Source organism: Microbacterium psychrotolerans, from assembly GCF_031085295.1.
Classification (GTDB): Bacteria; Actinomycetota; Actinomycetes; order Actinomycetales; family Microbacteriaceae; genus Microbacterium; species Microbacterium psychrotolerans.
Map to the genome: position 1 here is coordinate 905,349 of NZ_JAVFWO010000002.1, position 13,235 is coordinate 918,583.

Annotated in this window: 13 protein-coding genes and 1 tRNA gene; 7 read left to right on the top strand and 7 right to left on the bottom strand. The window is 71.0% G+C overall.

Translation table 11 applies throughout. From position 1 onward, the window contains the following. Window positions 1-9: 9 nt before the first annotated feature. Entirely contained in the window at window positions 10-1,680 is a 1,671-nt protein-coding gene (locus Q9R08_RS09030; protein ID WP_308867634.1) for an amidohydrolase, read from the bottom strand. 43 nt (window positions 1,681-1,723) lie between these two features. After that, window positions 1,724-3,046 carry an MFS transporter gene (locus tag Q9R08_RS09035; RefSeq protein ID WP_308867635.1) on the bottom strand — a complete coding sequence of 441 codons (1,323 nt, stop codon included), beginning with the start codon at window positions 3,044-3,046 and terminating at the stop codon, window positions 1,724-1,726. A 218-nt stretch (window positions 3,047-3,264) separates the two neighbouring features. Here Q9R08_RS09035 and Q9R08_RS09040 point away from each other — a divergent pair, with 218 nt between their 5' ends. After that, window positions 3,265-4,191: an Lrp/AsnC family transcriptional regulator gene (locus Q9R08_RS09040; RefSeq protein ID WP_308867636.1), complete on the top strand. Its 927-nt coding sequence runs from the start codon at window positions 3,265-3,267 to the stop codon at window positions 4,189-4,191. 5 nt (window positions 4,192-4,196) lie between these two features. Here Q9R08_RS09040 and Q9R08_RS09045 read toward each other — a convergent pair whose 3' ends face one another. Further along, window positions 4,197-4,901: a lipoate--protein ligase family protein gene (locus Q9R08_RS09045; RefSeq protein ID WP_308867637.1), complete on the bottom strand. Its 705-nt coding sequence runs from the start codon at window positions 4,899-4,901 to the stop codon at window positions 4,197-4,199. Between the two features lie 37 nt (window positions 4,902-4,938). Further along, window positions 4,939-5,652 (bottom strand): hypothetical protein, encoded by a 714-nt coding sequence (locus Q9R08_RS09050; protein WP_308867638.1) that lies wholly within the window; start codon window positions 5,650-5,652, stop codon window positions 4,939-4,941. A gap of 127 nt (window positions 5,653-5,779) precedes the next feature. On the opposite strand from Q9R08_RS09050, the gene Q9R08_RS09055 reads away from it, so the two are divergent. Together Q9R08_RS09055 and Q9R08_RS09060 are read left to right on the top strand one after the other, a co-directional pair. Then, window positions 5,780-7,102, top strand: a complete 1,323-nt coding sequence (locus Q9R08_RS09055; RefSeq protein WP_308867639.1) for a flavin monoamine oxidase family protein — start codon at window positions 5,780-5,782, stop codon at window positions 7,100-7,102. 52 nt (window positions 7,103-7,154) lie between these two features. Then, the gene (locus Q9R08_RS09060) at window positions 7,155-7,952 is read left to right on the top strand and encodes a transglutaminase-like domain-containing protein (protein WP_308867640.1); all 798 of its coding nucleotides are present in this window, start codon (window positions 7,155-7,157) and stop codon (window positions 7,950-7,952) included. Window positions 7,953-8,020: 68 nt separating this feature from the next. On the opposite strand, the gene Q9R08_RS09065 is transcribed toward Q9R08_RS09060, so the two are convergent. Then, window positions 8,021-8,094: transfer RNA gene (locus Q9R08_RS09065), tRNA-Pro, on the bottom strand. Window positions 8,095-8,226: 132 nt separating this feature from the next. On the opposite strand from Q9R08_RS09065, the gene Q9R08_RS09070 reads away from it, so the two are divergent. From Q9R08_RS09070 to Q9R08_RS09080, 3 genes are all read left to right on the top strand, one after another. Beyond that, complete coding sequence (locus Q9R08_RS09070) at window positions 8,227-8,814, top strand: GNAT family N-acetyltransferase (protein WP_308867641.1); 588 nt, start codon at window positions 8,227-8,229, stop codon at window positions 8,812-8,814. Between the two features lie 73 nt (window positions 8,815-8,887). Further along, window positions 8,888-9,565, top strand: coding sequence for a lysoplasmalogenase (locus Q9R08_RS09075; RefSeq protein ID WP_308867642.1), 678 nt, complete (start codon window positions 8,888-8,890; stop codon window positions 9,563-9,565). Next, window positions 9,562-9,942, top strand: a complete 381-nt coding sequence (locus Q9R08_RS09080; protein WP_308867643.1) for an RNA-binding S4 domain-containing protein — start codon at window positions 9,562-9,564, stop codon at window positions 9,940-9,942. The genes Q9R08_RS09075 and Q9R08_RS09080 overlap by 4 nt, the downstream gene beginning before the upstream one ends. A 207-nt stretch (window positions 9,943-10,149) precedes the next feature. On the opposite strand, the gene Q9R08_RS09085 is transcribed toward Q9R08_RS09080, so the two are convergent. Beyond that, window positions 10,150-11,055: an NUDIX domain-containing protein gene (locus Q9R08_RS09085; RefSeq protein WP_308867644.1), complete on the bottom strand. Its 906-nt coding sequence runs from the start codon at window positions 11,053-11,055 to the stop codon at window positions 10,150-10,152. A gap of 101 nt (window positions 11,056-11,156) precedes the next feature. On the opposite strand from Q9R08_RS09085, the gene Q9R08_RS09090 reads away from it, so the two are divergent. Further along, window positions 11,157-11,582: a GNAT family N-acetyltransferase gene (locus Q9R08_RS09090; RefSeq protein WP_308867645.1), complete on the top strand. Its 426-nt coding sequence runs from the start codon at window positions 11,157-11,159 to the stop codon at window positions 11,580-11,582. A 111-nt stretch (window positions 11,583-11,693) separates the two neighbouring features. On the opposite strand, the gene der is transcribed toward Q9R08_RS09090, so the two are convergent. Beyond that, complete coding sequence (gene der, locus Q9R08_RS09095; RefSeq protein ID WP_308867646.1) at window positions 11,694-13,235, bottom strand: ribosome biogenesis GTPase Der; 1,542 nt, start codon at window positions 13,233-13,235, stop codon at window positions 11,694-11,696.

Below are 13,235 nucleotides of genomic sequence, written 5' to 3' on the forward strand. Positions count from 1 at the left end.
GCCCCCGCCTCAGGATGCCGCGAATCGGCGCACGCCGCCGACCCATGTCTCGAGCACCGGGATCCGCGAGATCTCCGACGCATCCACGGCCAGCGGATCGCCGCCGAGCACAGCGAAGTCCGCGTGCTTGCCGACCTCGAGCGAGCCGAGGTCGTCCTCACGGCCGAGCGACACTGCCCCCTCGATCGTGTGCCCGCGCAGTGCGGCGCGCGCCGACACGCGCAGGCCGTCGGGCCCCAGCTTGTGCCCACGGCGAGTGACCCGCGTCACGGCCGTCTGGATCGCCTCGAGCGGGATGGGCTCGGCGACCGGCGCGTCCGACGAGATCGTGAACGGCACCCCCGCCGCCTCGAACTCACCCATGGGGTTGAACCGCTCCCCCGGCGTGCCGATCGCCTGCTCGACCCCCTCGCCCCAGTTGAAGTAGTGCTGGGTCTGGTTCACCGGACGGATGCCGGCCGCAGCCATCCGCTGGATCTGCTCCGGTGTCGGCAGCCCGCAGTGCTCGATGCGGTGGCGCGCATCGTCGTCGGGGCGCTCGGCGAGCGCCGCCTCGATCGCCGACACGACCATCTCGATCGCGGTCGGGGACTGCGCGTGCGTCGCCGTCTGCAGCCCCGCGGCGTGCGCCTTGCGGATGAGCTCGGTGTACTCGGCGGGCTCGTGGTACAGCTGGCCGGTGCGGCACGGGTCGCCGACGTAGCCGTCGGGGAAGTACGCCGTCCACCCGCCGAGCGTGCCGTCGGCGTACAGCTTGATGCCGGCGAAGCTCAGGTGCGCGTTGCCGAACTGGCCGACCAGCCCCATCTCGAGCGCCTCGTCGAGCAGATGCGAGAGCAGGTACATCGACACCCGCAGCTCCAGCCGCCCGGCCTCGGCGAGCCGCAGGTACATGTCGAACTCGCGGCGCGACACCTGCGCGTCGCCGAGCGTCGTCACTCCCCCGGCGAGGAAGCGCTGCGTCGCGGCATCCAGCTGACGCAGATGCTCTTCCGGCTCGTCGGCGAGGTGGAAGTTCGGGCCGTGGTGGCCGATCTTCACGCCGTGCACGCCCGTGAGCATGTTGCACGCGGCATCCGAGATCTCCCCGGTCAGCTCCCCGTCGGCGTCGCGGAAGATCTCGCCGCCGTCGGGGTTCGGGGTGTCGCGATCGATGCCGTTCTGCGCGAACGTGTACGAGTTCACGACCCCGCCGTGCCCCGACGCGTTCATGAGGTAGACCTCGCGATCGCTCGCGACCGCGTCGAGCTCGAACCGCGTCGGATGCCGCTGCTCCGCCAGGTTCCGGTGCTCGTAGCCGTACCCGCGCACCGGCCGTCCCGCGGGCTGCTCGGCCGCGGCGGCCTGCAGCAGCGCCACGATCTCGGGGATGCTGCCCGCCTTCTCGGGTCCGCAGTCCACCCACGTCATGAGCTGCCCGTACATGAGCGGGTGGGCGTGCGCGTCGACGAACCCCGGCACGACCACCGCGTCGCCGAGATCGACGACCTCGGGGTCGAGGCCGGCGGCGGCTGCGGCATCCCGGCACTCCGCCGCCGTGCCGATCGCGACGATCCGCCCGCGGTCGGTGAGCATCGCCGTGGCGGTGCGGTCGAGCTCATCGACGGTGTGGATCGCGGCGGCCGTCAGCAGACGCGGGGTCTGCTGCGCGGGGCGGTCGAACGGGGCGAGCTTGCGCATGTCTTCCTCAGGGTCGGTCGTGCCGGGCGGTGCCGAGCCGGGCTCAGGCGGTCCGCGCCGTCGTGGTGTCGGTGCGCGGCGTGAACGAGTCCGTCACGGGCGCCTCGTCCGAGTGCTGCGGTGCGAGCCACGTGCAGATGCCGGCGAGGATCGCCATGCCGGTGAACATCGCGATGACCGACCAGATGCTGCCCGTCCACGCGATGAGCTGCGTGGCGAACCACGGCGAGAATCCGGCCCAGATCGCGGCGCCGACGCCGTACGACAGCGCGATCGACGTGTAGCGCGCCTGCGGCCGGAACATCTGCGCGAGTATCGCGGCGATCGGCGCGTAGGTGGCGCTCATGGCGATGCGCACGAGCGACGCCAGCAGGAAGATCACCGGCTCGACCTTGCCGGGCAGCACGAGCATGAAGGGCACGAAGGTGAGCACAGATGTCACCAGGCCGATGTACATGACGTTCTTGCGGCCCCACTTGTCGCCGAGCCATGCGACCGGCAGGGTCACCACGAACTCGATGAACGACGCGATGGTCATGGCGTCGAGAATCAGCTGCGGGCTCATGCTGATCGGCTCACTCGTGGCGTAGGCGGTCGCGAAGGTCGTCGCGAGGTAGTACCCGCCGGTCGAGATCGGCAGCACGCCGATGCCGAGGAGGATCGGCTTCCAGTTGACGCGCAGGGCGTAGGCGAGCGGCATGCTCTGCTTGCGCCCCTCCACCTTCTGCTCGAACACCGGCGACTCCTCGACGCGGTAGCGCACCCAGAAGCCCACGGCGATGAGCACGATCGACAGGAGGAACGGGATGCGCCATCCGCCGTTCATGATGAAGTCGTCACCGAAGCGCGACATGATCGCGAAGATGCCCGAGGCGAGCAGCGCGCCGGCGGGGTTGCCCAGCTGCGTGAAGCCGCCGTAGAAGGTCTTCTTGCCGGCCGGTGCGTGCTCGACGCTCATCAGCACGGCGCCGCCCCACTCTCCGCCGACGGCGAGGCCCTGCATCGCCCGCAGGAGGATGAGCAGGATCGGCGCGACGATGCCGATCGTCTCGTAAGTCGGCAGGCAGCCCACGAGCACGGTGGAGATCCCCATCAGCAGCAGCGTGATGACGAGCGACACGCGCCGCCCGAGCTTGTCGCCGATGTGCCCGAAGATGATGCCGCCGAGCGGGCGGACGAGGAACGCCACGGCGAACGTCGCGAACGCCGCCGCCGTCTCGGCCAGCGGGTCGCCGCTGGGGAAGAACAGCGGTCCGAACACGAGCGCCGCGGCGGTCGCGTAGACGTAGAAGTCGTACCACTCGATGGTGGTCCCCACGAACGCGGCGATTCCTGCGCGCCGCGCCCTGCTGCTGGTCGTGGTCATGGCCGCTCCTTTGCGGATGTGTCGGGATGGATTGGATGCTAGGGACGATCGGATGCGGCAGGCAAGGGCAGAACTCCAGCAGTGAGCGCTTGTGACCGGTGTTCTGTGCGCTGGTGTGCACAGAACACCGCGTCACGTCCGGCGAAATCCGCCCTAGACTCGATTTCTGCGCACGACAGCGTGCGATCTCGGGAAAATCGACGAAATTGAGGATCGGGATGGATTTCGACGCCGAACTCATCCGCGAGCTGCAGATCGACGGCCGCGCCAGCATTCACTCCCTCGCCGGCCGCCTGGGTCAGTCGCGCGCCGCGGTCTCGTCGCGCCTGAGCGCGATGCTGGCCGACGGCACCGTGCGGGTCGTCGCCGCCGTCGACCCGGTGTTCCTCGGACAGCACGTGCTCGCGCACGTCTCCATCCGCACCCGCGGCGGCGTCGAGCCCGTCGCGCAGCACCTGCGCGGGCTCAGCGAGACGGTGCTCGTGTCGGCCGTCGGCGGCGCCCACGACCTCGTGACCGAGGTGCGACTGGGGTCCATGCCCGCCCTGCACGACCTGCTCGCACAGATCCGTGCGCTCCCGGGTGTGGCCGACATCAACACCCTCATCTATACCGACGTGGTCAAGGGGTTCTTCGTCTCGGAATACCACGGCGACGTCACCATCGACGCCATCGACACCGCCCTCATCGAGCAGCTGCAGCGCGACGGCCGCAAGAGCTACCGAGCGCTCGGCGAGGCCGTGCGGCTCTCGCCGTCGGCGGTGACAACGCGCGTGCAGCGGCTCGTCGACGGCGGGGTGATCAAGATCAGCGCCGTCGAGGCACGCGGGCTCGTGCACCGGCAGCTCTCGATGGGAGTCGGCCTCAACCTCGCCGGGGCGGACGACCGCGTGACCGAGGCCCTGCGCACCTGGCGCGGCGTGGACTTCGCCGCGCGCACGCTCGGCCGCTTCGACGTCGTCACGACGCTGGTCGAGCCCTCCGCCGGCGCCCTGTACGCGAGCCTCGAGCGCATCCGGGCGATCCCCGGCGTGGCGAACGTCGAGGCCTGGTTCCACCTCGCGGTGCTCAAGGAGGACTACGCCCGCACACTCCGTCCCGCCGGCGGCGGCATCCCGCAGCCGCTCGGCTCGACCGGCGGCTGACCCGATCAGCCTCCGGCGAGCGCCGCGATCAGGGCGTCCTCGGCCGTGGTGCGCGGGAGCCCCGACGTCTCCGCGCCGAGACTCCCGAAGGTCGCCGGGTCCCACTCCAGTCCGAGAGCCGCGTTCACCTCGAGGAGCACATCGGCGAACCGCTCGACCCCGGCGAGCGGCAGCATCCCGCTGAGCAGCCGGGCGCCGCGCACCGCCCGCTGCGAGGTGCCGACGAGCTTGACCGCACCTCGCGCGTTGATGCTGAACTCGCCCGGGCAGTACTCCCCCGGCACATCGCCGACCCGCGCGTCGACGCCGAGCCCACGCAGCGCTGCGGCGAGCGCACCGCCGATCTCCCGGAAGAACCGCGCCTGATCGATCGCGCCGTCCTCCTCGCGCTGGATCACGTCGAACACGATGCACGTCTCGTCGTACGCGACGGCCCGGCCTCCGGTAGGACGGATGACCGGCGCGAAGCCGTGCGCGATGGACGCCCGGCTCGCGGTAATGAATCCGGGCAGGCGGCTCTCGCGGCGGCTCATCGCGACCGTGGGCGCGGGGGCGTGCACGCGCACGACGCGATCCTGTGCGATCACGCCGGTGGCGACGTCCCTCAGGAGTTCGACCGAGCGCTCGAGGTCGGCCTCGGCATCCGCTCGCTCTTGCTGGCGGATGACGAGAGCCGGGCCGTGCGACGGGAGCGGAGCAGACGATGCCACGCGCACCACACTCTCACGGTCTTGCGCGGGGGTGACCTCAGCGCGATCCCCACTGCGCCGGCGGCCCCGAGCTCGGTCGCCTGGGGGTGTAGGTCTGCCACGCGCCCCTGAAGCGGTAGCCCCCGTACCAGGCGGTGGTGGCGACGATCGCCAGCCCCACGACGACGCCGATGGTCACCGCCCCGCCGGTCGGCATGCCCAGCGCCGCGCACAGGCCGCCGGCGAACATCCCGCCCACCGACCCCGTGACGAGGGCGCTCATGATCAGGGACGAGCCCAGCACCTGCTCGAACCCGCCGCGATGCCGGAGGAACGAATACGTGACGGCCATTCCCACGAAATCGTCGTGGGTCGAGGCGAGGAAGTACTCGGCCGCCGTCGGGTCGACGTCTGCGTAGCCGCCCCGGATGCGGTTCATCGCGACGACGAACATCATGTCCTCTTCCGAGACCGTGAGCATGCGGATCAGTGTCAGCAGGCCGACGACGGTCAGGAAGCCGAGGATCGCGAGCGCGGCGACCGGGAACCACGATCGGAACTGGGTGGCCTGGCCGAGCAGGCCGATGGTGACGAGCCCCGCCGACACCAACGTGAGGTAGATGCTGATACGGGTGAGCACCTCGTTCTGCGCGGTGCTGCGCGCCGCGAGCAATCCCCAATGCTCGGTCGCAAGGATCTGCAGTCTGCGGGCGAGGGCCGCGTCAGTGCGGGCGTCGCCGGTGTCGTCGCGGTGCTCGGCCCCAGTCGCCATGGTTCATCGTCCCACTGGCCCTCAACGAGGGGTAGAGCGGTGTCTCGGCCGAATACCGTTCGCGCCCTCGGCGCCGTGCCGATAGCGTCGGAGCGCGCGGTGCTGCGCGAGCGGGAGGACGGTGCACATGGACCATTTCGACACGATCGTCGTCGGCGCGGGGGTCGCGGGCCTCATCGCGGCACGTCTGCTCGTCGAGGCCGGGCGCGATGTCGTCGTGCTCGAGGCGCGCGACCGCGTCGGGGGCCGGGTGTCGACCGACCGCCGCTTCGGGCTCGTCACCGATATGGGCGCGTCCTGGATCCACGGAATCACAGACTCCCCGGTCGCCGCCGCGGCCGAGGCGTTCGGCATGCGCATGGTCGAGTTCACCGTCGGGGGCTTCCAGCCCGACAGCCGTCCGATCGCGTACTACGGCCCCGACGGCGTTCGGTTGACGGATGCCGCCGCGCGGGCGTTCGTCGACGACATCCACGCGCTCGACGCCGCCCTGCTCGAGGTGGTCGCCGCATCCGCTCCTGATGCCTCCTATCGGGACGCCACCGAGACCGCGCTCGCCGCACAAGGGTGGGACGCCGAACGGACCGAGCGCGTGCGCGAGTACCTGGAGCACCGCTCCGAGGAGCAGTACGGGGCCTGGATCGAGGATCTCGCCGCCCACGGCCTCGACGACGACTCGATCGACGGCGACGAGGTCGTGTTCCCCGACGGGTACGACCGCCTCCCGCGGCGGCTGGCCGAGGGCATCGACATCCGTCTCATCCATGTCGTCTCCCGTGTGCAGTGGTCGGCGGACGGGGTCGTCGTCACGACGGACCACGGCGCGTTCTCCGCCGACACCGCCGTCGTCACGGTGCCGGTCGGGGTGCTGCAGTCGGATGACTTCGTCATCGAGCCTGCGCTGCCCGAGCCGGTCGCCGGCGCTCTGGCCCGGCTGCGCATGAACGCCTTCGAGAAGGTGTTCCTGCGCTTCCCGACCAGGTTCTGGGACGACGGCGTCTACGCCATCCGGCAGCAGGGGCCCGAGAGCCGATGGTGGCACTCGTGGTACGACCTCACCGCGCTGCACGAGACCCCGACGCTGTTGACGTTCGCCGCGGGACCTGCGGCCGTCGAGACACGCGACTGGGCCGAGGAGGAGATCGTCGAGTCGATCCTCGTGCAGCTGCGGCGTCTGTACGGGGATCGCGTCGAGAAGCCCACGTACGTGCACGTCACCGACTGGCAGGACGACCCATGGTCGCACGGGTCGTATGCCTACATGACCGTGGGGTCGATGACATCCGACCACGACGATCTCGCGACGCCGATCGGCGGCGTCCTGCACCTCGCCGGGGAAGCGACCTGGACCGAGGATCCAGCCACGGTGACCGCGGCCGTGTACTCCGGCCACCGCGCGGCCGTCAACGTGCTCGGCCACGACATCCCGATCGACAGCGCCTGGACCTGAGCATTTCCCGGCATTTTCGCTTTCTCGCGGCGATCAGGGCAGGCTTGGGCAGATGCAGCGCACGGCCACCAGCACCATCGTCCTCGACATCACCGAGCCCGCCGACCTGGTCTTCTCGATCGCGGCGGCCGGCGTCTACCAACTGAGCAGGGAGCGCATCACCGCGACTCTGGACGGCGCTCCCGTCTCGATCGCCGAGCTGACCGATGTGCACTCCACGCGCCTCCATCGGGTTGAGAGCGGCATCGGCGAGCTCGTGATGAGCTACGAGGCGACCATCGAGGGCGAGGCCGAGCCGATGGCCCGCGACGACGTGGAGCTGCTGACGTACCTGCGCCCCAGCAGGTACTCCGAGTCCGACGAGCTCGCCGAGACCTCTGCCGCGGAGTTCCGCGGCATCCGGGGTGCCGCCGAACTGCTGACGGCGGTGTCGTCGTGGGTCGGCACGCGCCTGAGCTACATGCCGGGCTCCTCCCTTCCGACAGACGGCGCGGTGCGCACGCTGCTCGCCCGGCGCGGCGTCTGCCGCGACTACTCCCACCTGTGCGTGGCGCTGCTGCGCGCCCAGGGGGTGCCGGCGAGGTCGGTCGCGGTCTACGCGCCCGGCCTCGACCCGATGGACTTCCACGCGGTCGCCGAGGCATGGGTGGACCGTGCGTGGCGGGCGGTCGATGCGACGACGCTGGCGCCGCGATCGACTCTCGTGAGGATCGCCACCGGCAGGGATGCCGCCGACACGGCGTTCCTCAACGTCATCTCGGGCCGCGCACGCCTGGTGAGCACGGCGGTCGCCGCCGTCGCCGACGAACTGCCGAACGACGATCTCGACCAGCTGGCCAGCGTGCTCTGACCGCGCGGGACGGATGACGGAAACGACGAAGCCCTGATGAGGAGCGAATCCTCATCAGGGCTTTTCCGTCGGGATGACAGGATTTGAACCTGCGACCCCTTGACCCCCAGTCAAGTGCGCTACCAAGCTGCGCCACATCCCGATGCCCTCGCTTGCGCGCGGACAACTCCCCCATCCTACCCGCTCCGCGGTGGCCTCGCGAACCGGTGTGGCGCCCGGGCGTGGCACCTGTCGGTCCTTTGCCGGTGTCAGCGGGAGGCACTAGCGTCGCGGCATGACCACGATCACCATCGAACCGGCCACCGCAGATCGCTTCGACGACGCCCAGCACGCCCTCAGCGGCGGGGGCGACGGGTACGGCTGCCAGTGCCAGTGGTGGATGATGCCGAACAGCGAGTGGCAGAAGACATCGCGCGAGGAGCGGGAGGGGCGGCTGCGCACCGAGATCGACGCCGGGCCGCCACCGGCCCTCATCGCCTACGTCGACGGCGAGGCCGCGGGCTGGGTGCGGGTGGGACCCCGCACGCGCCAGGTGCGCATCGGCCGCACCCGCAATATCACCGCGCACTCCGAAGAGCCGTGGGACGACGACTCGGTGTGGACGGTGAGCTGCTTCGTGGTCCGCAAGGACCACCGCAAGCAGGGCCTCAACGCGCGTCTCCTCGACGCGGCGATCAACTACGCCCGCACCAGCGGCGCACGTGTCATCGAGGCGTACCCGCTCGATCCCGGCGCGGGCAAGAAGATCCCCGTCAACGACCTCTACCACGGCGTGCTGTCCACGTTCGAGGAGGCCGGCTTCCGCGAGGTCGCCCGCCCGCAGCCCCACCTCGCGATCGTCTCACTCGAGCTCGCGGAGTGAGCCGCGTCCACTCGCGTTCGCAGCGGCCTCCGGCGTGCGACGATGATGGTCGGCCTGCATCTCGAGGAGGACCATGCGTCGGCTGTGGCTCGGCTTCGTGCCGTACATCGCGGTGTCCCTCGTGCACGTGACGGCTCTCGCGGTGGGCGCGACGGCCATCGCCGGGCCCACGAAGCTCGCGCTGATGCCGCTCCTCGTCGTCGCCGTCGCGTGGGGCACGAGCGGTTCCGGCTGGACCCGTGCGCAGACGCTCCTCGTCGTGGCGCTCGGGCTGTCCTGGCTCGGTGACGGCGCCGGCACCTTCCTGCCGTGGCTGCCCACCGTGCCCGCCATGCTGCTCTTCTTCGGACTCGCCCACCTCGGTTACATCTGGCTCTTCTGGCGGATGCTCGCGGTCCGGCGCGTGCCGCCCTGGGCAGCCGTCTACGCCGTGTGGTGGATCGTGCTCCTCGCGGTGCTGTGGCCGCACCTCGGCGGCCTCGCCCTCGCCGTCGCGCTCTACGGGGTCGTGCTCGGCGGCACGGCGGTGGCGGCATCCCGATGCCACCCGCTGGTCGTGTGGGGCAGCGTGTTCTTCCTCGCCTCGGATTCGGTGCTCGCGTTCCGGCTGTTCCTGCCCGACGTGATGCCGGACTGGACGAGCCCGCTCGTCATGCTGACGTACTGCCTCGGACAGGGACTCATCGTCGCTGGCGTGCTCGTCAGTGTCCACGCGCGGCGACCGATCCCCACGCCGGTGGTGACCGCATGACCGACTCCTCGACAGCCGGCAAGGCGGTGCGTGTGGACGCCTGGCTGTGGGCGGTGCGCGTCTACAAGACCCGGTCGGCCGCGACCACCGCCTGCCGCGCCGGCCACGTGCGCGTCGGCGGCGAGCGCGCGAAAGCGGCGCAGCCGGTGCGGATCGGCGACGAGATCCGCGTGCGCATTGACGGCTTCGACCGGATGCTCGTCGTGAAGCAGCCGATCTCCAAGCGGGTCGGCGCCCCGCTGGTCGCCACCGCCATGGAGGACCGCACGCCCCCGCGCGATCCCACCCCGGTGATGGCGCAGCGCGACCGCGGAGCCGGCCGGCCGACCAAGCGGGAACGCCGCGAGATCGACCGGCTGCGCGGCCAGGACCGTTGAGTGCCGCCGACGCGCCGCGTGTCATGCCGCGGTGGGCACCGCGACCCGGCCCTGCAGGTACTCGGCCCACGTGCGCGATCCGCGCACGGCGCTCGGCCCCGCGAGATTCACGCCATCGCGCGCCTCGACGTGCTCAGCGACCTCGCACGTGTCGACGAGACCGGGGCGAGCGCGGCCGTAGCGTGATCCGCGCCGCGCGTCGGGGGATCAGGAGGCGGGCAGCAGGTCGAGCAGCCAGCGTGCGCCGCGGACGGCGGCCCCGGCATCCGTCGCTCTCTCCGCCAGTCCGCGATCGCTCGTGACGATCGTCACCAGGCGCCCGCGCGCGACCGCCTGCTCGGCGGCCACGACGATCGCGTCGTCACCGGATGCCTGGGCCCGCACCACGTCGACGCCGTCGACGTCCGCCACCGAACGCGCCTGGCCCTCGACGACCGCGGTCCACTCGGGGTACCAGGTGTGCTCGGGGAGTTCGAGAGCGGATGCCGGCACGCCATGCTGCGCGAGCTCGACGACCCGGGCGATAAGGCGGCTGGCTGCAGCTGGGCGGTCGTTCCACCAGCCGTCGGGCACCGAGCCCATGACGTTCGCGACGTCCACGATCACGGCCGGCCGGACGTCGACGAGACCGCGCAGCGCCTCCCATGATGCGGCGAAACCGGGATGCAGCGGATAGCCGATGACCTCGGCGACCGGCACCCATGCCAGCTCGCGGCTCTCGGGGTCGCTGATGACGGGCTCGAAGGGCTGGACGACATCGCCGACGACGGTGGTGTAGCTCCAGTAGCCGAGGTCAAACACGCTCAGCACGCGCGGCTGCACGGCGGCGTCCGGCACGCCGGCCTCTTCGGCGGCCTCGCGGAGGGCTCCATCGCACGCCGATTCGCCCTCGTGGCGCGCTCCTCCCGGGAGCGCCCAGGTGTCGCCGAAGTGACTCCACGAGACCCGGTGCTGCAACAGCACCCCTCGCTGGGCATCCACTGCGAGCAGTCCGGCAGCGCCGAAGCGACCCCAGTAGCGCTCCCCCGTGGGTGCGACCACCCAGGCGTCGCCCGGGTCGCGCGGCCCGTGAGGGCGCCGGGGCTCACCGGGGGCGGGGGGCTCGATCGTCACAGTGCCGGCCTTTCGTTCACCGCCAGCCTGTCATACCACCGAGCCACCGGCCGAGGACCGGACCGCCGCTCGTCACGAGAGGACTCGTCAGAATGGACGCCATGGACTACGACCTCGACGACGACCCCGCCCGCATCCAGCACGACGTCGTGTGGGCCTGGCTGTCGACGGAGGCCTACTGGGGGCGCTGGCGCACACGTGCCGACGTCGAGACCCAGATCGGCAACGCCTGGCGCGTCGTGGGCGCGTACCGGAGCGACACCGGCGAGCAGGTCGGGTTCGCCCGCGCGGTGTCCGACGGCGTCGGCTTCGCGTACCTCGCCGACGTGTTCGTGCTCGAGGCCCACCGCGGCCACGGGCTCGGCAAGCGGCTGCTGCAGCTCATGATCGACGACGGGCCCGGCGCCGACATGCGCTGGACGCTGTTCACCGGCGACGCCCACGGGCTGTACCGGCAGTTCGGCTTCGCCGAGCCCGACCAGAGCGCCATGGTGCGGCCGGCGCTCGCGCGCCGCACCAGCGGGTGACGGTCCCCCGCGCTGTTCACGCAGCGCCGGCGCGCTGCGGGAAGGCTCGAGGCCCGTGCGCCCAGCCGCGGCCGGCGGCATCCGTCAGCCGCACGATCGCAGCGCTCGGTGTCAGCGCTGGCGGCGTTCGCGCACCCGCATGTTGATGACGATAGGGGTTCCCTCGAAGCCGTACAGCTCCCGGAGACGGCGCTGGATGAAGCGGCGGTAGCCGGGGTCGAGGAAGCCCGTCGTGAACAGCACGAAGGTCGGCGGGCGCGTGGACGCCTGGGTGCCGAACAGGATGCGCGGCTGCTTGCCGCCCCGCAGGGGGTGCGGGTGCTCGGCGATGAGCTCGGAGAGGAAGGCGTTGAACTTTCCCGTCGGGATGCGCTGATCCCACGACTCGAGCGCGGTCTCGAGCGCCGGCACGAGCTTGTCGAGGTGACGGCCGGTGCGCGCCGAGATGTTCACACGGGGTGCCCAGGCGACGTGCGCGAGGTCCTGCTCGATCTCGCGCTCGAGGTAGCGACGGCGGTCCTGCCCGTCCATGTCGTCGTCGTTGAGGCGGTCCCACTTGTTGAACGCGAGCACGAGCGCGCGCCCCGACTCCAGCACCAGGTCGATGATGCGTACGTCCTGCTCGCTGAGCGGCTGGGTGACGTCGAGCACCACGACGGCGACCTCCGCCTTCTCCAGCGCGGCCGACGTGCGCAGCGACGCGTAGAAGTCCGCGCCCTGCTGCAGGTGCACGCGGCGACGGATGCCGGCGGTGTCGACGAAGCGCCACAGCTTGCCGCCGACCTCGACGATCTCGTCGACGGGATCGCGGGTCGTGCCGGCGAGCTCGTTGACGACGACGCGCTCCTCGCCGGCGGCCTTGTTGAGAAGGGACGACTTTCCGACGTTCGGGCGCCCGAGGATCGCGACGCGGCGCGGGCCGCCGATCTCATGCTTGGCGACCGCCGACACGTCGGGCAGCACCTTGACGATCTCATCGAGCAGGTCGGCGACGCCACGGCCATGGATGGCCGAGACCGGGTACGGCTCGCCCAGGCCGAGGTTCCACAGTGCTGCGGCCTCGGGCTCCTGACGGGCGTCGTCGATCTTGTTGGCGACGAGGAAGACGGGCTTGCCGGCCTTGCGGAGGAGGCGCACGACGTGCTCGTCGGTCGAAGTGGCGCCGACCATCGCGTCGACGACGAACATCACGACGTCCGACAGGTCGATCGCGACCTCGGCCTGCAGGGCGACGGAGCGGTCGATTCCCTTGGCGTCGGGCTCCCACCCGCCGGTGTCGACGATCGTGAACCGGCGATCCATCCACTCCGCCTTGTACGTGACGCGGTCGCGCGTGACGCCGGGGGTGTCCTCGACGACGGCCTCGCGGCGGCCGAGGATGCGGTTCACGAGGGCGGACTTGCCGACGTTCGGCCGGCCGACGATGGCGACGACGGGCAGCGCCGGAAGGAACTCGATGCCGTCCTCGCCGCGCACCAGCCCTTCGAGGAGCTCGGCGTCCTCCGGGTCGAGGTCGTAGTCCTCGAGACCGGCGCGCAGCGCCGCGGCACGCTGTTCGGCAAGATCGTCGTCGAGCGCGGCGAGGTTCTCCGCGAGGTGGTCGTCGCCGGTGTCTTCGAACTCGTCGAAGTCGGCGGGGTTGTCAGCGGCCAT

Excerpts from the sequence above, each read along its gene's own strand:
- Q9R08_RS09030 (WP_308867634.1), bottom strand. The coding sequence starts at position 1,680 with ATGCGCAAGCTCGCCCCGTTCGACCGCCCCGCGCAGCAGACCCCGCGT.
- Q9R08_RS09035 (WP_308867635.1), bottom strand. The coding sequence starts at position 3,046 with ATGACCACGACCAGCAGCAGGGCGCGGCGCGCAGGAATCGCCGCGTTC.
- Q9R08_RS09040 (WP_308867636.1), top strand. The coding sequence starts at position 3,265 with ATGGATTTCGACGCCGAACTCATCCGCGAGCTGCAGATCGACGGCCGC.
- Q9R08_RS09050 (WP_308867638.1), bottom strand. The coding sequence starts at position 5,652 with ATGGCGACTGGGGCCGAGCACCGCGACGACACCGGCGACGCCCGCACT.
- Q9R08_RS09055 (WP_308867639.1), top strand. The coding sequence starts at position 5,780 with ATGGACCATTTCGACACGATCGTCGTCGGCGCGGGGGTCGCGGGCCTC.
- Q9R08_RS09060 (WP_308867640.1), top strand. The coding sequence starts at position 7,155 with ATGCAGCGCACGGCCACCAGCACCATCGTCCTCGACATCACCGAGCCC.
- Q9R08_RS09070 (WP_308867641.1), top strand. The coding sequence starts at position 8,227 with ATGACCACGATCACCATCGAACCGGCCACCGCAGATCGCTTCGACGAC.
- Q9R08_RS09075 (WP_308867642.1), top strand. The coding sequence starts at position 8,888 with ATGCGTCGGCTGTGGCTCGGCTTCGTGCCGTACATCGCGGTGTCCCTC.
- Q9R08_RS09080 (WP_308867643.1), top strand. The coding sequence starts at position 9,562 with ATGACCGACTCCTCGACAGCCGGCAAGGCGGTGCGTGTGGACGCCTGG.
- Q9R08_RS09090 (WP_308867645.1), top strand. The coding sequence starts at position 11,157 with ATGGACTACGACCTCGACGACGACCCCGCCCGCATCCAGCACGACGTC.
- der (WP_308867646.1), bottom strand. The coding sequence starts at position 13,235 with ATGGCCGCTGACAACCCCGCCGACTTCGACGAGTTCGAAGACACCGGC.